Here is a 16,720-nt window from a genome sequence, read left to right on the forward strand (position 1 = left end):
GATGTTCTTCCTCAAGATCATCGATGATCAGGATCAGGAACTTGAGCTCACACGCAACGGCTATACCTCGCCGATCCCACCGAAGTTCCAGTGGCGGAATTGGGCGGCAGACGCCGAAGGCCTCACGGGTGAGGCGCTACTTGCTTTCGTCAACGGCGAGCTATTTCCGACACTGAAGGGTCTCCAACTCACCGGCAAGCTCAGTGACCGCCGCAAGGTGGTGCGCGACGTTTTCGAAGACGCCTTCAACTACATGAAATCAGGCCATCTGATCCGGCAAGTGGTCAACAGGATCAATGAGATCGACTTTAACAATCTGGACGAGCGCCGGCATTTTGGCGAGTTTTATGAGCAACTGCTCAACAGCCTCCAGTCTGCTGGCAATGCTGGCGAGTTCTATACACCGCGCGCTGTAACTGCTTTCATGGTCGATCGCATCGATCCGCACCCGGGCGAAATCGTGTTCGATCCCGCCTGCGGTACGGGCGGCTTCCTGTCGTGCGCAATCAACCACATGGAAGCCAAATACATCCGCACGCCTAAGCAGCGCCAGACGATGGAAAGCGCTTTGCGCGCGGTTGAGAAGAAGCAACTGCCGCATATGCTCTGCGTCACCAATATGCTGCTGCACGGCATTGAGGACCCGTCCTTCGTGCGCCACGACAACACGCTGGCCCGACCACTGATTTCGTGGAGCAAGGATGAGCGTGTCGATATCGTCGTCACCAACCCACCCTTTGGTGGCAAGGAGGAGGACGGCATCGAGAACAATTTCCCGACCTTCCGCACCAAGGAAACCGCCGATCTGTTCCTTGCGTTGATAGTGCGCCTCCTCAACGCAGGTGGCCGAGCCGCCGTTGTATTGCCCGATGGCACGCTTTTCGGCGAGGGCATCAAGGCGCGACTGAAGGAACACCTGATGGAGGAGTGCAACCTCCATACGATCGTCCGTCTACCCAATTCGGTTTTCAAGCCTTATGCCTCGATCGGCACAAATCTGCTTTTCTTCGAGAAGGGAGCGCCGACGAAGGAGATCTGGTTTTACGAGCACCACGTGCCGGAAGGCCAGAAAGCCTATTCCATGACCAAGCCGATCCGGCTGGAGCATTTTCAGGGCTGCGTCGACTGGTGGGGCGGCAAAGAGCGCATAGGCCGTGTGGAGACGCCGCAGGCCTGGCGTGTGACGGCCGAAGAGGTGAAGGCGCGGGGCTGCAATCTCGATATTAAGAACCCACACAGCGTAGTCAACGATCACGGTGACCCCAAAACGCTGCTTGCCGACCTCGCCCGCGCCGAGGCCGAGGCGGCGGCCTATCGCGACCAGTTAAACGTGATCCTCGCCGAGGCGCTTCTTCGATGAGAGATGGCCCGATGAATGCCGAACGCCTGCTGGCACATTACGAGAAGATCGCTGACGCGCCCGACGCCATCGGCGGGCTGCGCCGCTTCATTCTCGATCTGGCTGTGCGTGGCAAACTCGTGCCGCCGGACGCGAGCGAGGAGGCTGTAGAGGGTTTCAGGAAGCCAACCGATCCGGCCGCACCGTTTGGATTGCCGAGCAACTGGAAATGGATTGAGATCGGCGATCAGCTTGATCTTCTTAACGGCATGGCCTTCAAACCGACGGATTGGTCGAGAGAGGGCTTGCGAATTGTCCGAATTCAAAACCTGAACAATCCAGACGCGCCGTTCAACTTCTGCAATCCCGAGATGGCTCGCGAGCGGTCACTCATCGACAACGGATCATTCCTCGTAAGCTGGTCGGGAACTCCCGGAACATCGTTCGGAGCGTTTATCTGGGATCGTGGGCCGGCCGTCCTGAACCAACACATCTTCCGCTGCGACTTCAAGACGAAGGCATTTGTTGCCGCATACTTGCGCCTAGCGATCAATGGTCGCCTCGATGAGATGATCGCCAAGGCTCACGGCGGCGTTGGCCTTCAACATATCACTAAGGGGAAGCTGGAAGCACTCCTGATTCCACTTCCGCCACTCGCCGAGCAGCGCCGCATCGTCGCCAAGGTGGATGAGTTGATGGCGCTGTGCGACCGTCTGGAGGCGGCGCAGGCGGGCCGCGAGGCTGCGCGCGACCGGGTGACGGCGGCGAGTCTCGCCCGCCTCAACACGCCCGATCCCGAAACATTCCATATCGACGCCCGCTTCGCCCTTAAAGTGCTGCCGACGCTCACCACGCGCCCCGATCAGATCAAAACGCTGCGCCAGACCATCCTCAATCTCGCAGTTCGCGGCAAGCTCGTGCCGCAGGATTCGACCGACGAACCGGCGTTGGAGCTACACACATTTGATGAGCCTGAGTTGACCGGCCGACTGGGTTTTGAAATCCCGACGAGTTGGCGATGGGTTCGCGTGGAGAATGTTGCGGACGCTCGACTTGGGAAGATGCTCGACAAGGCTAAGAACAAGGGGCGACCTTATCCGTATTTACGCAACACAAACGTGCATTGGTTCGATATTCGGCTCGACGACCTAAAAACCATTCCTCTCGACGATGCCGAGTTCGAGGGCTACCGGCTCAAGGATGGCGATGTTCTAATCTGCGAGGGGGGGCACGGGATAGGCCGGACTGCAGTTTGGCGCGGCGGCCCCGAGAACTTCATTTTCCAGAAGGCGCTACACAGGGTGAGACCGGGCGCGCGTCTCGATCCAGATTTCTTTGCTCAATGCTGCTTCGTGTATTTCGACTCTGGGATCATGCAGACTTACTTCACTGGCGTCGGTATCCCGCACTTTACCGGAAGGGCACTTTCCAAGTTGGTTTTTCCCCTCCCTCCGCTCGCCGAGCAACGCCGCATCGTCGCCAAGGTCGACGCGCTGATGGCGCTGTGCGACAGGCTGGAGGTGAGCCTCACCGAGACCGCTGCCACCCGTCGCCGCTTGCTCGACGCGCTGCTCGCCGAGGCCCTGGCGCCGGCCGAGGATCGAGAACTGGAAGCGGCGGAATGAGCAACCCAACCGAGGGCTTCATCCGCACCTTTGAGGAGATTGTCCGGGAAGTAAATAGTCGCGCCGGTTCGCCATCATCTCACTCGTTCGAGGTCGAAAGGGCGTCAGAGCGCGACGGCACTGTGAAGAAGAATCGCGCGCTACTCGTCTATATCCGTGATGTGCGAAACGCACTCCAACATCCCAAGCATCGCTCCGATGGCAACGCCATCGAGATTTCTGAGGGGTTTCTCGATGAAGTGAGGGGTCTGCTCAACCATCTGAGAAACCCGCCTACGGCCAATTCTGTCGGTGTGCCGCGAAAGGAGATCAGGACTGCCAGCCTTAGCGACCAGCTGGGCGATCTTGCGGATGAGATGAAACGGCGTGGATTCAGTCACCTGCCGATAGTGGATGAGCGTGACGCGGTTATCGGTGTATTCAACGAAGCGGCGGTGTTCAATTACCTATGGGGAGAGCAGGAGACGATCGTCGGCAGGGACATGCGAATTTCGGACATCCTCTCTAGTTGCCGCCTCGATGCCAGTCGTATGGAGTTGTTTAAGTTCGTGACCCCACGAACCGCACTCGAGGATCTCGTACAGATTTTTCTCTCCGTCCAGTCCCCCCTTACGCGGGTGGGTGCTGCTTTCGTGACTGCAGCCGGCAAAGAGTCAGAGCCGCTCCAGCGACTAATCACGCCTTGGGATGTGCTAGCGACGTTTGATCTTTGAGGTCACCCCTCCGCCGGCACCTTCGCCGTTTTCCTCCTCACCGCCCTTGTCGCGTGCTTCTGCTTCTTCGCGCTCGCCAGCTCGTTCATCGCATCGAGTTGCATCTGCTGCATTTCGGCAAGCCGCGTCCATTGGCGCGAGATGAGGTAGTCGAGCTTTTCGTGCAGGTGGCGCACTTCGAGCTCGGCCTTGAGGTTGACGCGGTACTCGTTGAAGGAGCGCAGGCGGTCCTTGGTCTCCTGGCGCTTCTGGCTCATCATGATGACCGGCGCCTGGATGGCGGCGATGCAGGAGAGCAGAAGGTTGAGCAGGATGAACGGGTAGGGGTCGAAGGCGCTGTTCAAGCCCTCGAACAAATTGATGCCGATCCAGACCAGCAGCACGGTGGCGAAGGAGATCAGGAACCACCAGCTGCCGCCGAAAGCCGCCATGTTGTCGGAGACGCGGTCGGGAAACGTCCGGTGCTCCTCGAACTCCTCTTCCGAGTTTTCCGAAATCGTGTCCTGTTTGGCGATCGATTCCACCACCTGGCGGTCGAGCTCGGAGAATTCGCCGTGCTCCTGCTGCAGCAGTTCCTCCATGTAGCGCATGCGGTAGCGGCCAAGCTCCTCGCGGCTGACGCGGGCGCCGCGCGGCAGGTCGGGATGGTCGGAGCGGATGCGGTCGGCGAGGCTGGGCCTCAGATCGTCGATGCGCACCAGGTCGCGCTTGCGGAATTTGCGCCCCGATATCGCCGAGGGTTTTTTCTTCGGCTTGATCCTGCCGGGAACATGCGGTTCGGCGTGCGGCTCGGAATCGGGCACCTCCGGCGCTTCGAGGACCTCGTCGGCCGCTTCGTGCGCGTCCTCCGCCACGGTCTCCGCCTCGAGATACTCGCCGGCGACGTCGTTCTCGTTGTCGGCTTTCTTGTGCGCCTTGGGTTCGCTGGCCATGCTCGGTGCTCCTGTCTTTGCGGCTAGGATACGCCAAGCCGGCGCGGCATATCCATGCTGAGTGTGTAACTCGTGTGACAGAACAAGTTCTTGTGATGGGGGTATCCCTGCTGTCGAGCGCCAAGTCTTCGGATATCGCAAACCGAACGGACTGGCGAGCACGGCCAATCTCCGGAGTCCGCGCTGCCCCTCATCCGCCCTTCGGGCACCTTCTCCCCGTATAGTGACGGGGAGAAGGAGGCTGGCCGCCACCTCGGCGCTCCTCCTGCAACGCTGGCCATTGGCGAAGCCGGCGACGACAGCTCCCTCTCCCCGTCACTATACGGGGAGAGGATGCCGGCAGGCAGGTGAGGGGCGGCGCCATCCTCGCAAAACCTTGATGCCCGGCCCGTGTCATAGGGCATGCCACTGCGCCCTTGATGTGACAGCAAAGTCCTCGCTGGCGCAATTGTCTCCGCCGCCTGGCCTTGATCCAGATCAAGCGGGCCCCTGTGGCGGGCCTGATAGGCTGACTATATCGAAATCAGGCCTGATCGTTCAGGCTCCCGCCACCTGGGGCGCGCCTTGCGTCCCGCAAATGAGGGATCGTCATCATGTACAAGAAAATCCTGATCGCCACCGACGGTTCGGAACTGGCCGGCAAGGGCGTTGCCCACGGCCTCGAGCTCGCCAAGGGCCTGGGCGCCACCGTTACCTTCCTCAATGTCTCGGAAGCCTTCCCGGCGCTCGCCTGGGGCGGCGCGATGGCCGGCTATGTCGCCGCCGACGAGCTGACCAATTACGAGGAAAACGCCCGCAAATACGGCCGCGAGGTGCTGGACAAGTGCAAGGCCGAGGCCGACGCGAAGGGTGTCGCCTCGAAGGGCCTGCATGTCGAGAACAAGGCGCCGGCCGAGGCGATCCTCGAAGTCGCCGCCGGCGAAGGCTCGGACCTCATCGTCATGGCTTCGCACGGCCGCCGCGGCATCGGCCGCCTGGTGCTCGGCAGCCAGACGGCGGAGGTGGTGTCGCTGACGCAGATCCCGGTGCTGGTGGTGAGGTAGGGTCCGCCGATATTCAGGTGAGGCCGGCCTGCGAACGATGGTTTCCTGCGCTTCCGGTGCTCACGTACATTAAGTACGCTCCGCTCCGGTTCTCGGAAACCATCATTCTCGACTCGGCCTGACCTGAATCTCGACAGACCCTTGCGCCAGCGAAGAGACGGGATACGTAGCGTTCCTTCGCGCCCCCCTCTGTCCTGCCGGACATCTCCCCCACGAGGGGGGAGATTGGCGCTTTCGGCGCCTCGCAAGTCCTGCAACGCTTGCGATTGGCGAAAACCGGCGGCGCCGGGTGATCTCCCCCAAGTGGGGGAGATGTCCGGCAGGACAGAGGGGGGCGCTGTCCCGCCGACGTTTCAGTCTTCTCCCTCGCCGCGACGCTCTATTGCGCCGCCGGCAGCAGCGGCGAAGTGGGCGACGCCAGATCCGGCGACGGCAGATCGGACGCCGGCGAACCCGGCACGGGCGCCGCAGGCATCGCCTGATCCGGCGGCGGCAACCCTGGCAAAGCCGAGTCCTGCGCCGGCAAACCGGTTGCCGTCATGTCGGGCGGCGGCAGGCCGGGCGGCGGCGAGGCCGGCTGCTGCCCGGCATACATAAGCCTGGGCTGGGTCGCAGCGGCGGTCGTGGTGCCAAGGCTGCGCTGGATCAACGCCTCGACATGGTCGTTGCGCTGGCGCGCGCTGTCGGCGCCCATCACCACCACGATCAGGTGCCGGCCGTCGGCATTGTAGGAGGTGACGATGTTGTAGCCGGAAGCTCTTATGTAGCCGGTCTTGATGCCGTCGACGCCGCGCACGCGTCCCAGCATGTCGTTGTGGCCGCGCACCAGCCGGCCGCGGAACATGAAGTCGCTTTCGGAAAAATAGTGGAAATGCTGCGGGAAGCGGTTGCGAAGCGCCATGCCCAGCACCGCCATGTCGCGCGCGCTCGTCACCTGGCCGTCGTCGGGCAGGCCGCAGGCATTGCGGAAACTGGTGCCGGTCATGCCGAGCGAGCGCGCCTTGGCGGTCATCATGGCGGCGAACTGGTCCTCCGAGCCGCCGCCCAGATATTCGCCCACCGCCACCGCCACGTCGTTCGCCGACTTCACCACCATGGCGCGGATGGCGGAATCGACGTCGATCGTCTCGCCGCGCCTGAAACGCAGCTTCGTCGGCGGCTGCGAGGCGGCGTGCGCGGAAACCGGGATCTGCGTCTCCTTGGTCACGCGGCCGCTCTCCATCGCCTCGAACAGCATGTAGAGCGTCATCATCTTGGTCAGCGACGCCGGATAGCGCTGCGACCTCGAATTGACCTCGAACAGCGTCTTGCCGGTCGAGGCATCGACCACGATCGCCGCGTATTTCTGCGGCTGCGCCGGCACGGCCAGCACGCTTTCGGGGGGTGCTGCCGTCGTGCAGCCGGCGACCAGCGCTAGAAGCGCCAACACGGCGATCAGTTTTTGCAGGAGAGCGAAGGGACGGGACAAGATGGTTCTAAAGCTGTTGCTGAGATGCGGCGAAGCTAACGTAACCCACGTGCCGCGTCCAACTGGTTAACGGCGCTGATAAGGCATTTGCCCAGCTTTTCAGAGGTTCGCGCTGCCGGCGACGCTGTCAATCTCCCCCCTTGCGGGGGTTGAGGAGCGGTCCGCGTAGCGGGCGGGAAGCCAATTGCTTGGCTTCCGAGCGACGAAAGCCCGGCAGGGCAGAGGGGTGCTGTCCTGGCGTCTCAAGGCTGGGGTTCCTCGCCCCCGCCAGAGGCGGGGGAGAGGTGGCCGCGAAGCGGACGGAGCGGGGGTTTCGTAGGGCGCTCCCCTCTCCGTCTCGGCTTCGCCGAGCCACCTCTCCCCACTTCGTGGGGCGAGGAACCTTGATCTTGCAGCGCCGCGATCCTTCACACCCCCCTCTGTCCTGCCGGACATCTCCCCCGCAAGGGGGGAGATCGGATGTCGCGCAGGCTTTCGCCAATCGCCAGCATTGCAGGCCCGTCCCCGCTTTGCCATCCGCCCCAGCTTTCCGCTAATATGTCGCGGCTTGGTTTGGGGGGAATGGCATGTCGGAAATCGCCACCGGTACGACCTCGTTGCTCAGGGCATCGCTCAGCCGCACCGGCAAATGGGCGGCGAGCTTTGCCTTTATCAGCGGCGCGATCGGCGATGTGCTCAATCCGCTCGGACCTTTTGCCGCCTATATCGCGCTGGTCGCGGCGGTCGCGGCCATCATCATCGCCATCGCCATGGTGCTGCGACTGGTGCTGACGGCGAAAGCCATGCCGGCGCTGATCTTCGCCACCAGTGCCGCGGCGATTGCCGGCGGCGTCTACGGCATCCAGCAGGAGACGAATTCGCAGAACGGCGTCATCGCCAATCTCGTGCCCGCGGTGGCGCAATTGCAGCAGTCGCTCGGCATCGTCTCCGAAAAGGTGGCGAAGATCGAAAAGACGGTCACCGAAACCCAAAAGACCGTCGAAGAGGTCAAGCAATCCACCGACACGGTCGCGCAGAAAACGCAGGAGATCGCCTCGGCCCAGCAGCAACAGACCGCGCAGGGCGCCGAGACGCAAAAGACAGTGGAGGCGGTGAAGCAGACCACCGACACGGTGGCGCAGAAGACCGAGCAGATCGCCTCCGCCCAGCAACAGCAGGCGACCCAGGGCGCCGAGACGCAGAAGACCGTCGAGGCGGTCAAGCAGACCACCGACACCTTGGCCGCCGGCCAGCAACAGCAGCAGGCGCAGGCGCAGAAGCTGCAGGCGACCACCGAGCAGATCGCCGCTTCGATCGACACCATCGCCAAGGGCTTTGCCCAGCTCTCCGCGCAGGGCGGGGCGATCGCCGATCCGAAGCGCCCGGACGAATTCTACCACAATGCCCGCGTCTATGAGCTGGCCGGCGACATGCTCAACGCCCGGCGTTCCTACCTCGCCTTTGCCGGATTCGATGTCGACGCTATCGACCCCTATACGCGCTTTGCCACGCTGCTTCGTGTACAGGACGGCAAGGCCGGCGCCCGCGAAGTGTTTGGACAGCTTGCCGAAAAGGCCAAGGCGCCGTCGATCAAGCTCGTCCATCTTTTGCAGTTCGACGACGCCCAGCGGCTCGACAAGCTCAACGCTTTCCTGGCGGCCAATCCGGATTACGCGCCGGCTTACTTTCTGCTCGCGCAGGAATTTTCCGAGGACCGCCTCGGCAGCCAGACGCTCGCCGACAAGCGCAGCGAAGCGCAGGCGCTGACCAAGTTCGTTTCCTATGAAAAGGACGGCGGCCTGCTCAAATATTTCGTCGACCAGACCCAACTGGCCGACTGGCTGGACCGCAGCCGCAGCCGGCTGACCGCGCTTGGCGACGTGCTCGATCCGTCGCGCTTCGTGCCGACGCTGACACCGATGCGCTCCAACGCCGGCTGGTCGATGACGATCTCGCTGCCCGAGCCGGCGACGGCGATTTCCTGGCGGCTCGGCGACTCCGGCCCGTTCACCGACACCGGGGTGATGGCGATGAACGACCAGCGCACCGGCAAGCCGATGCCCAATCCGAGCTTCGAATTGCCGGACAGCACCACGGCCACCAACATCGCCATCAAATATCTCGACATCAGGGGACGCGAGACCGGCCCGTTCGACATCCGCTTCGACCCGGACGGCGCGCTGCAGCAGGAGAACAAGCAGATCCTCGACCAGTTCTGGACCTCGTGGATCGCTTTCGATTCCGGCGGCAATCACGGCCTGGTCTATTTCACCCAGATGCTGTCCTACCGCTGCGCCATCAAGGAAGTGCATTACAGCCTGAACGGCACGACGCTCGACAAAGAGATCAAGATGCCGCCCTGCGACGCCAAGGACCCGTACGCCGTTCCGTCCGACTACCAGCCCTATTTCAAGGTGAAGGACGACGTGAAATCGATGGCGGTGCAGGTGACTTATACGGACGGCACCAAGTCGCCGGTGCGGGAGTATAAAAGGCAGTAGGGTGGTCTGGGGCGAATGGTCTATGGCGGCACTGTTCCCCTCTCTTGCGATTTCTAACACTTAGCTTCGCTAAGATGTTGAAATCGCTTTCTCCCCCACAAGGGGGGAGATAACGCCGGCGCTTTCGCCATATGTAAATCACAGACGTCGGCGTTTTGCCGTGGGAACGGCGCAACGCGCTATCTCCCCCCTTGTGGGGGAGAAAGGATTTTCACGATCTTAGCGAAGCTAAGTCGTAGAAAATCCAAGAGAGGGGATTTCGTAGGGTGCATACGTTCTGATGCGAAATGCCAACCACCATGCTTGCAAATCCAACATCAGGCAGGCTCTTCTGGCCCTCTCAAAGATTCGCGGGATAGCACAATGGACACCGTCACCATCAACGCCAAGGGCATCTCGGTTTCGCTCGATCTCGCCGTCGGCCATATCGCCGCCATGCAGGTCGAAATCGACGGCCATATCCTGAAGCCGCTGCATCGCGCGCCCTGGGTCGGCTCGCCGCGCGAGACGTTGCCCGAGAACATCCCCGACGGCACCGTGCGCCTGTCCGGCGATTTCCTCTGCGCGCCGTTCTCCACCAGCGATGTCGAGGAAGCGCCGTTGCATGGCTGGCCGGCCAACAGCGAATGGGACGTCGTCGAAAACGGCGCCATCGCCGGCGGCTGGCGGGCCGTTTTCCGGCTGCGCCGCAAGGTGATGGGCGCGGCCGTCGACAAGATCTTCACACTGCGTGACGGCCACCCCTTCCTCTACCAGGAGCACATCTTTTCCGGCGGTTCCGGCGCCATCTCCGTCGCCCATCATCCGATGACGGCGATGCAGGACGGCGGCCGGCTTGCCTTCTCGCCGAAGCGCGTGGCGGTCACGCCCGCCACGCCGCTGGAGCCCGATCCGGCGCGCGGCCGCTTCATGCTGGCCTATCCTGCCCGCGCCACCGATCTTGCCCGGTTCCCGCTTGCGGCCGGCGGCACGGCCGACCTCACCGACTACCGCGCGGAAGACAGGCGCGAGGATTTCATCACCCTGGTCGAGGCTGATCATGGCGGCCCGGGCTGGACGGCGCTCGCCCGCCACGCTGAACAGGACCTTGTACTGGTGTTGAAGAACCCGGCCGAGCTGCCCGTCACCATGCTGTGGTTCTCCAATGGCGGCCGCGATTACGCGCCCTGGAGCGGGCGCCATCTCGGCGTGCTCGGCATCGAGGACGGCCGCGCCGCGGTCGGCCACGCCGCTTCGCTCGGCGACAACTGGTTGAAGCATGAAGGCGTGGCAACGGCTTTTGCCCTTGCCGAAGGGCGCTCGGTCTCCTTCCGCCATGTCATCGGCGCGGTTCCGTTCGCCGAGGCCGAGGCGCCGGCCGACATTGAAGCGGCGCCTGATCGCTTGCGCATCCGTGCCGGTGACGGTTCGCAAAAAGACGTCCCGTTCGACGGCGAGTTCCTGCGCATCGGCCGCACGGTTCCGGCGTAAGGTCGGGCGCAGCGCGTCTAGAAATTCGTCATTCCAGGGCGGAGCAAGGAGCGAAGCGACGCGCGAAGACCCTGGAATCCATTCCGTTACCTCAGTCGAAAAGCACAGCGGAGCAGAATTCTGAACCGTAAGCGGCGCTTCGGCGTAACGGAATGGATCCTCGGGTCTGCGCTGCGTCGCTTCGCTCCTTGCTCCGCCCGTGGATGACGAAGGGATGGGCGCCTCGGCCAATCATGAAGGCGGGAGACTGCCAACAATCGGCCGAAACCTCCGCTCCTAGGAACGAGGTTTGAAATTTCCACCTTTCACCGCCAAGATGCGGGGCCGCAACCTTACCGGAAAGGCGCCGATGTCCGAGATCGCCCATATCACTGCCGCCATCTTCAAGCGCGCCGGCAAGGCCAAGCGCTTCGTCGTAGCCATCGCCGGTCCTCCCGGCGCCGGCAAGTCGACGCTGTCCGCCTCACTGCATGAACTTTTGCCGGAAGGCACGTCGGAGGTCGTGCCGATGGACGGCTTCCATTATGACGACATCATTCTCAATCGCCGCGGCCTACGCCCCCGCAAGGGCGCGCCGGAAACCTTCGATTTCGCCGGTTTCGAGACGCTGTTGAAGCGCATCCGCTCCGGCGAACCCGACATCGCCATTCCGGTCTTCGACCGCACCATCGAACTGTCGCGCGCGGCGGCCGAAATCGTCGGCACCGACACCAAGTTCATCCTGGTCGAGGGCAATTATCTGCTGCTCGACGAGGAGCCGTGGTCGCGGCTGGGGCCGTTGTTCGATTTCACCATCTTCGTCGACGTGCCGCGCAATGAGCTCGAGCGCCGGCTGATGGAGCGCTGGCGTGAGCATGGCAAGTCCGATGATGACGCCCGCGCCTGGATCGCGTCCAACGACATGCCCAACATCGAACGGGTGCTGGCGCGTCGCCGGCCGGCCGACATGGTCATTGGGTAGTACATGTCGCGCAAAAGTGCGCAGCGGTTTTGCGGCAACGACATGCATCAAAAGAAAGACTTAAAGCGCGTCGCTTGAATTCGTTTCAACGTGACGCGCTTTAATGACCCTGGTGATTGGTTAACCTGCTCAATTTTCAATATTTTCCGGCGGGAACTTTAAGCTTTTCACGCCGTTATGCCCCTATCCCGAATTGTCCGGCGCCGGAGCAATTCCAGGAAGGCGCGGAAGCGCTTTCCGCCCGGAATTGTGAAGAGAAAACAGCAGGAGCCGTCAGATGGCAACCAACAGCAGAAAACCCGCTCCCAAAAAAACCAGGAGCAACCAATCCAGGACGACGCAGGCCAAGACTGACGCCGGCCCGGCGATCGCCGAGCGATCGAAGGACGCCAAGCCGGCTTTCGGCAAGGCGGCGCCGAAGAAAGTGACGCCAGGCGCAGCTCACAAGGCAGCGGCCCACAAGGTCGCGGCCAAGAGCGTGAAGCATCCGAAGCCGGCGGCAAAGAATTCGGGTCCGATCCGCACCGTGGCAACCGTCGCGACAGGTGCGGTCGTCGCCACTGCGCGGCTTGCGGCCTCCGTGTTCGGCCGCGGTAGCGCCAAGGCCAAGGCGAAATAGGCCGTTACGCAATTCCGGACGGAAGGCTGCGGCGAAGTCGCCGAGCTCTACCGCCCCTTTCCTGAAACCGCTTTCAGCCCCTCGCCGGAATGGTGAGGCCGCGCTTCACCGCCGGCCGTTCCAGGCCGCGCTCCAGCCATTCGGCGACGGTCGGGAAATCGTCGAAGCCGACCAGTTCGCGCGCCTCGTAGAACCCGATCAAATTGCGCACCCAGCCCAGCATCGACACGTCGGCGATGGTGTAGTCGTCGTCCATGATCCACTTGCGGCCCTTCAGCCGCGTCTCCAGCACGCCGATCAGCCGCCGCGACTCGTCGCGATAGCGCTCCAGCGGCCGTTTGTCGGCGATTTCGCGTCCGGCGAATTTATGGAAGAAGCCGACCTGACCGAAGATCGGGCCGATCGCCGCCATCTGGAAGAACACCCACTGGATCGTCTCGTAACGCCGCGCCGGATCGGCAGGGATGAGCTTGCCGGTCTTGTCGGCCAGATAGAGCAGGATGGCGCCCGATTCGAACAGGCCGATGGGCTTGCCGCCCGGGCCGTCCGGGTCGATGATCGCCGGTATCTTGCCGTTCGGGTTGAGCGACAGGAATTCCGGCGTCCAGCTCTCGTTCTTGCCGATATCGACGTAATGCGGCTCGTAAGCCAGGCCGATCTCCTCCAGCGCGATCGAGGCCTTCACGCCATTAGGCGTCGTGGCCGAATAGAGCTGCAGGCGCTCGGGGTGTTTGGCCGGCCAGCGCTTGGCGATCGGAAAGGCGGACAGGTCGGTCATCGGAAACTCCGGATGCGGATCGGCGCCGGGCGGCGCTCATAATGGGTGGCAACGAATATGGCGGGTGGCAAAGAATTAGGATCCCGGCCGGCTAGGATCAATACACCAGGCGCCGGTCGCCCATGGACAAACAGTCAACCGGGACTGTGGTCAGACCGCCTTGAAGGCCAGCACCGCATTGGTGCCGCCGAAGGCGAAGCTGTTGCTGAGCGCCGCGCGCACCTTGCGCTCGCGCGCCGTGTTCGGCGTCACGTCGAGGTCGCATTCGGGGTCCGGCTCGCGAAAATTGGCGGTCGGCGGCACGATGCCCTCGCGGATCGCCATCACGCAGGCGACCATCTCCAGTCCGCCGGAAGCGCCGAGGCAATGCGCATGCATCGACTTGGTCGAGGACACCGAAAGCGAACGGGAATGCTCGCCGAAGACGCGTTTGATCGCCGCGGTCTCGATCTGGTCGTTGGCCTTGGTGCCGGTGCCGTGCGCGTTGAGATAGTCGACGTCTTCGGGATTGAGCCCGGCATCGGCCAGGCAGAAGCGCATCGCCGCTTCCGGTCCCTCGATGGTGGGCGCGACGATGTCGGAGGCATCGGCTGACAGGCCGACGCCGGCGATCTCGGCCAGGATGGTGGCGCCGCGCGCCATGGCGTGATCGTAGCTTTCCAGCACCGCCATGCCGGCGCCTTCGCCAAGCGAAAGGCCCTGGCGGTCGGCCGAGAAGGGCCGGCACGTATCGGGCGAAAGCACCCGGAGCGCTTCCCAACCCTTGAGCACGCCCCACACCAGCGGCGCCTCGGTACCGCCCGCGACCATCACGTCGGCGCGGCCAAGCCGGATCTGGTCGACCGCCGTGGAAATCGCATGGTTGGCCGACGAACAGGCCGAGGTGACGCCGTAGACGGGTCCGCGCAAGCCGAGATTCATGCTTACCTGGCCGGCTGCCGCGCCCGGCATCACCTTCGGCACGGTGAAGATGGCGGCGCGGTTGCGTCCTTCGACCAGGATTGCGCGATAATTTTCCTCGATGGTCTCGAAACCGGCGACACCGACGCCGACGATCGCGCCCATCCGGTAGGTGTTGTCGGCATGCGCCGTCAGTCCGGACTGCCGCATGGCTTCGCGGGCCGCGATCACCGCCAGCAGGCTGAAGCGATCCATCGACACCAGCTGCTTGCGGTCGATGCCGTGGTCCGGCAATGCCTTGACCTCGGAGCCGACCTTGACCTTCAGGTCATGCAGCGACGAATTCTCGATGGTGCCAATGGCCGAGCGGCCGGCGCGCATGGCGTCCCACATCGCCGGCACGTCGTTGCCAAGCCCGCAAATCCCGCCAATGCCGGTGATGACGACGCGTTTTTGCATGCAATCAGGCTTTTTTCGCGATCAGTTCGCGAACCGCCTCGACCATGTCGCCGACGTTCTTGAGATTGCTCCAGGCGTCGACCGTGTTCATCTCGATCTCGATGCCGTATTTTTCCTCGAGGTCGAAGATGATCTCCGTCAGCTCCAGCGAATGGATGCCAAGCGTGCTGAGATCGGTGCTGGTGGTGATCTCCTCGCCGCCGGTATCGGCATGCGCTTTGATCTTCTCGATGATCTCGGTCGTCAGCTGGTCAGCCATTCGGTTCCTTCCCTGTCGTTCCCGACGCCGACTGATCAGCGCCCCTTTTTTGATCCCCGGATCCAACAAACGCCGTTGCCGTTGCCTCGCCATACACCGCGCGACCGTTCCAGGATGGTTTCCCTCTATAGAAACCGAAACGATGTCAAGCAACAAGCGATATATCGACAAAGCCGCCGGAGTGCTTAACCTGGGGTCGTGGACATGATCGACAACACCCTGGCACCCCAATCTGCCTCGCCTTCGGACGCCGCCCCCTTGCCTGCCGCGCAACGTGTTGCCGGGCTAGGCAGGCTTTTCTGCGGCAAAAGCGGTGGCCGCACCCGCCTGCAGCGCCTTTACCAGGACGGATCGGCCAAAATCCGCCTGCCGGCCGTGCAAGGCGATCCGCTGGAGGCGGTGCTGATCAACACCGCCGGCGGGCTGACCGGTGGCGACCGCCTCGGCTGGACGATCGAGGTTGGCGCCGGCGCTTCGGCTTCCGTCACCACCCAGGCCTGCGAGAAGGTCTATCGCGCCGCCGCCGACAGGGCGCAGACGAGCGTCGGCCTGCGCGTCGGTCCCGGCGGCCGCATCGCCTGGCTGCCGCAGGAAACCATCGTTTTCGACAATGCCGCCTTCGCCCGCACGCTGGATGTCGAGCTTGTCGAGGACGCTGAGGCGTTGGTGCTGGAAGCGACGCTGTTCGGCCGGCTGGCTATGGGTGAAAGTACGGTCAACGGCAGTTTCCACGACCGCTGGCGGATCCGCCAGGGCGGCGCGCTGATCCATGCGGAGGATTTCCGGGTCGGCCCGCGCATCGCGGCAACGCTCCAACAGCCAGCGGCGACGGGCGCTGCGCTTGCCATCGCCACGCTGCTGCTCGTTTCGCCGCAGGCGGAAAGCCTGCTGGAGCCGGCACGCGCCATCATCGGCGACTCAACCACCGGCGGTTCGGGCGGCGCCAGTTTCTGGCGCGTCGGCCGATCTGGCAAGCTTCTTGCGAGGCTTTGCGCCGGCGACGGCTACCAGCTCCGCAAACGGCTGGTTCCGCTCGTCGAACTGCTCAATGGACGGGCGGGCCTGCCCAAATTGTGGTCACTCTGAGATCGAATACCGGGACATTGCATGAATCTGACGCCGCGTGAAAAAGACAAGCTGCTCATCGCCATGGCGGCGATGGTGGCGCGCAAGCGGCTGGAGCGTGGCGTCAAGCTGAACCATCCGGAAGCCATCGCCTTGATCACCGACTTCGTCGTCGAAGGCGCGCGCGACGGTCGCCCCGTCGCGGAACTGATGGAAGCCGGCGCCCATGTCGTCACCCGCGGCCAGGTCATGGACGGCATCGCCGAGATGATCCACGACGTCCAGGTCGAGGCGACGTTTCCCGACGGCACCAAGCTGGTGACCGTGCATGAACCGATCCGCTGAGGAGGGACCGATGCTGGAATTGCGACCCAATTGCGAGTGCTGCGACAAGGACCTGCCGCCGGAAGCGACCGATGCGCTGATCTGCACCTTCGAATGCACTTTCTGCGCCGGCTGCGTCGACACTGTGCTGGGCGGCGTCTGCCCAAATTGCGGCGGCAATTTCGCGCCGCGGCCGATCCGGCCGGCGGCCAAGCTGACGAAATATCCGCCATCGACCAAACGCGTGCTCAAGGCCGAAGGCTGTGCGCGCAGGGCCGCATAACC

15 protein-coding genes and 1 pseudogene are annotated in these 16,720 nt (G+C 63.2%); 11 read left to right on the forward strand and 5 right to left on the reverse strand.

Annotated features, from left to right (window positions below):
* The 3 genes from KVT37_RS06815 to KVT37_RS06825 form a co-directional block, all read left to right on the forward strand.
* Window positions 1-1,360, forward strand: a 1,360-nt coding sequence (locus KVT37_RS06815) for an N-6 DNA methylase (RefSeq protein ID WP_217570954.1), incomplete at its 5' end; no start/stop codon positions are given.
* Window positions 1,361-1,371: 11 nt separating this feature from the next.
* A complete protein-coding gene (locus tag KVT37_RS06820; RefSeq protein ID WP_217570956.1) occupies window positions 1,372-2,964 on the forward strand; it encodes a restriction endonuclease subunit S in 1,593 nt (530 codons plus the stop codon).
* The gene (locus tag KVT37_RS06825; RefSeq protein WP_217570964.1) at window positions 2,961-3,677 is read left to right on the forward strand and encodes a CBS domain-containing protein; all 717 of its coding nucleotides are present in this window, start codon (window positions 2,961-2,963) and stop codon (window positions 3,675-3,677) included. The genes KVT37_RS06820 and KVT37_RS06825 overlap by 4 nt, the downstream gene beginning before the upstream one ends.
* 2 nt (window positions 3,678-3,679) lie before the next feature.
* Here KVT37_RS06825 and KVT37_RS06830 read toward each other — a convergent pair whose 3' ends face one another.
* The gene (locus KVT37_RS06830; protein WP_217570966.1) at window positions 3,680-4,609 is read right to left on the reverse strand and encodes a DUF1003 domain-containing protein; all 930 of its coding nucleotides are present in this window, start codon (window positions 4,607-4,609) and stop codon (window positions 3,680-3,682) included.
* Between the two features lie 593 nt (window positions 4,610-5,202).
* On the opposite strand from KVT37_RS06830, the gene KVT37_RS06835 reads away from it, so the two are divergent.
* Complete coding sequence (locus KVT37_RS06835; protein WP_217570968.1) at window positions 5,203-5,652, forward strand: universal stress protein; 450 nt, start codon at window positions 5,203-5,205, stop codon at window positions 5,650-5,652.
* 577 nt (window positions 5,653-6,229) lie between these two features.
* Here the strand turns inward: KVT37_RS06835 and KVT37_RS06840 are convergent.
* Window positions 6,230-7,120, reverse strand: a pseudogene (locus KVT37_RS06840) (D-alanyl-D-alanine carboxypeptidase family protein); the annotation flags it as partial.
* Window positions 7,121-7,686: 566 nt separating this feature from the next.
* On the opposite strand from KVT37_RS06840, the gene KVT37_RS06845 reads away from it, so the two are divergent.
* The 4 genes from KVT37_RS06845 to KVT37_RS06860 all read left to right on the forward strand — a co-directional run bounded on the left by KVT37_RS06845 (window position 7,687) and on the right by KVT37_RS06860 (window position 12,650).
* Window positions 7,687-9,600, forward strand: a complete 1,914-nt coding sequence (locus tag KVT37_RS06845) for a methyl-accepting chemotaxis protein (protein WP_217570973.1) — start codon at window positions 7,687-7,689, stop codon at window positions 9,598-9,600.
* Window positions 9,601-9,963: 363 nt separating this feature from the next.
* A complete protein-coding gene (locus KVT37_RS06850) occupies window positions 9,964-11,070 on the forward strand; it encodes a hypothetical protein (RefSeq protein WP_217570976.1) in 1,107 nt (368 codons plus the stop codon).
* A 349-nt stretch (window positions 11,071-11,419) separates the two neighbouring features.
* Entirely contained in the window at window positions 11,420-12,031 is a 612-nt protein-coding gene (locus KVT37_RS06855; RefSeq protein WP_217571835.1) for a nucleoside triphosphate hydrolase, read from the forward strand.
* A gap of 277 nt (window positions 12,032-12,308) precedes the next feature.
* On the forward strand, window positions 12,309-12,650 hold the full coding sequence (locus tag KVT37_RS06860) for a hypothetical protein (protein WP_217570978.1): 342 nt from the start codon (window positions 12,309-12,311) through the stop codon (window positions 12,648-12,650).
* A 73-nt stretch (window positions 12,651-12,723) separates the two neighbouring features.
* Here KVT37_RS06860 and KVT37_RS06865 read toward each other — a convergent pair whose 3' ends face one another.
* The 3 genes from KVT37_RS06865 to KVT37_RS06875 form a co-directional block, all read right to left on the reverse strand.
* A complete protein-coding gene (locus tag KVT37_RS06865) occupies window positions 12,724-13,428 on the reverse strand; it encodes a glutathione S-transferase family protein (RefSeq protein ID WP_217570980.1) in 705 nt (234 codons plus the stop codon).
* A gap of 150 nt (window positions 13,429-13,578) precedes the next feature.
* Window positions 13,579-14,787 (reverse strand): beta-ketoacyl synthase, encoded by a 1,209-nt coding sequence (locus tag KVT37_RS06870; RefSeq protein WP_217570981.1) that lies wholly within the window; start codon window positions 14,785-14,787, stop codon window positions 13,579-13,581.
* 4 nt (window positions 14,788-14,791) lie between these two features.
* Complete coding sequence (locus tag KVT37_RS06875) at window positions 14,792-15,046, reverse strand: acyl carrier protein (protein ID WP_027167033.1); 255 nt, start codon at window positions 15,044-15,046, stop codon at window positions 14,792-14,794.
* 204 nt (window positions 15,047-15,250) lie between these two features.
* Between KVT37_RS06875 and KVT37_RS06880 the strand changes: the two genes are divergently transcribed.
* The 3 genes from KVT37_RS06880 to KVT37_RS06890 are packed head-to-tail and all read left to right on the forward strand — an operon-like array spanning window position 15,251 to window position 16,718.
* The gene (locus KVT37_RS06880; RefSeq protein WP_217570983.1) at window positions 15,251-16,132 is read left to right on the forward strand and encodes an urease accessory protein UreD; all 882 of its coding nucleotides are present in this window, start codon (window positions 15,251-15,253) and stop codon (window positions 16,130-16,132) included.
* A 21-nt stretch (window positions 16,133-16,153) separates the two neighbouring features.
* Window positions 16,154-16,456, forward strand: coding sequence for an urease subunit gamma (locus KVT37_RS06885; protein WP_217570985.1), 303 nt, complete (start codon window positions 16,154-16,156; stop codon window positions 16,454-16,456).
* A 10-nt stretch (window positions 16,457-16,466) separates the two neighbouring features.
* Complete coding sequence (locus KVT37_RS06890) at window positions 16,467-16,718, forward strand: DUF1272 domain-containing protein (protein WP_217570987.1); 252 nt, start codon at window positions 16,467-16,469, stop codon at window positions 16,716-16,718.
* Window positions 16,719-16,720: the final 2 nt, after the last annotated feature.

The sequence above is a fragment of the Mesorhizobium sp. GbtcB19 genome (genome assembly GCF_019091085.1).
Classification (GTDB): Bacteria; Pseudomonadota; Alphaproteobacteria; order Rhizobiales; family Rhizobiaceae; genus Mesorhizobium.

Coding starts and splice junctions, on each gene's coding strand:
- KVT37_RS06820 (WP_217570956.1), top strand. CDS start 1,372: ATGAATGCCGAACGCCTGCTGGCACATTACGAGAAGATCGCTGACGCG.
- KVT37_RS06825 (WP_217570964.1), top strand. CDS start 2,961: ATGAGCAACCCAACCGAGGGCTTCATCCGCACCTTTGAGGAGATTGTC.
- KVT37_RS06830 (WP_217570966.1), bottom strand. CDS start 4,609: ATGGCCAGCGAACCCAAGGCGCACAAGAAAGCCGACAACGAGAACGAC.
- KVT37_RS06835 (WP_217570968.1), top strand. CDS start 5,203: ATGTACAAGAAAATCCTGATCGCCACCGACGGTTCGGAACTGGCCGGC.
- KVT37_RS06845 (WP_217570973.1), top strand. CDS start 7,687: ATGTCGGAAATCGCCACCGGTACGACCTCGTTGCTCAGGGCATCGCTC.
- KVT37_RS06850 (WP_217570976.1), top strand. CDS start 9,964: ATGGACACCGTCACCATCAACGCCAAGGGCATCTCGGTTTCGCTCGAT.
- KVT37_RS06855 (WP_217571835.1), top strand. CDS start 11,420: ATGTCCGAGATCGCCCATATCACTGCCGCCATCTTCAAGCGCGCCGGC.
- KVT37_RS06860 (WP_217570978.1), top strand. CDS start 12,309: ATGGCAACCAACAGCAGAAAACCCGCTCCCAAAAAAACCAGGAGCAAC.
- KVT37_RS06865 (WP_217570980.1), bottom strand. CDS start 13,428: ATGACCGACCTGTCCGCCTTTCCGATCGCCAAGCGCTGGCCGGCCAAA.
- KVT37_RS06870 (WP_217570981.1), bottom strand. CDS start 14,787: ATGCAAAAACGCGTCGTCATCACCGGCATTGGCGGGATTTGCGGGCTT.
- KVT37_RS06875 (WP_027167033.1), bottom strand. CDS start 15,046: ATGGCTGACCAGCTGACGACCGAGATCATCGAGAAGATCAAAGCGCAT.
- KVT37_RS06880 (WP_217570983.1), top strand. CDS start 15,251: ATGATCGACAACACCCTGGCACCCCAATCTGCCTCGCCTTCGGACGCC.
- KVT37_RS06885 (WP_217570985.1), top strand. CDS start 16,154: ATGAATCTGACGCCGCGTGAAAAAGACAAGCTGCTCATCGCCATGGCG.
- KVT37_RS06890 (WP_217570987.1), top strand. CDS start 16,467: ATGCTGGAATTGCGACCCAATTGCGAGTGCTGCGACAAGGACCTGCCG.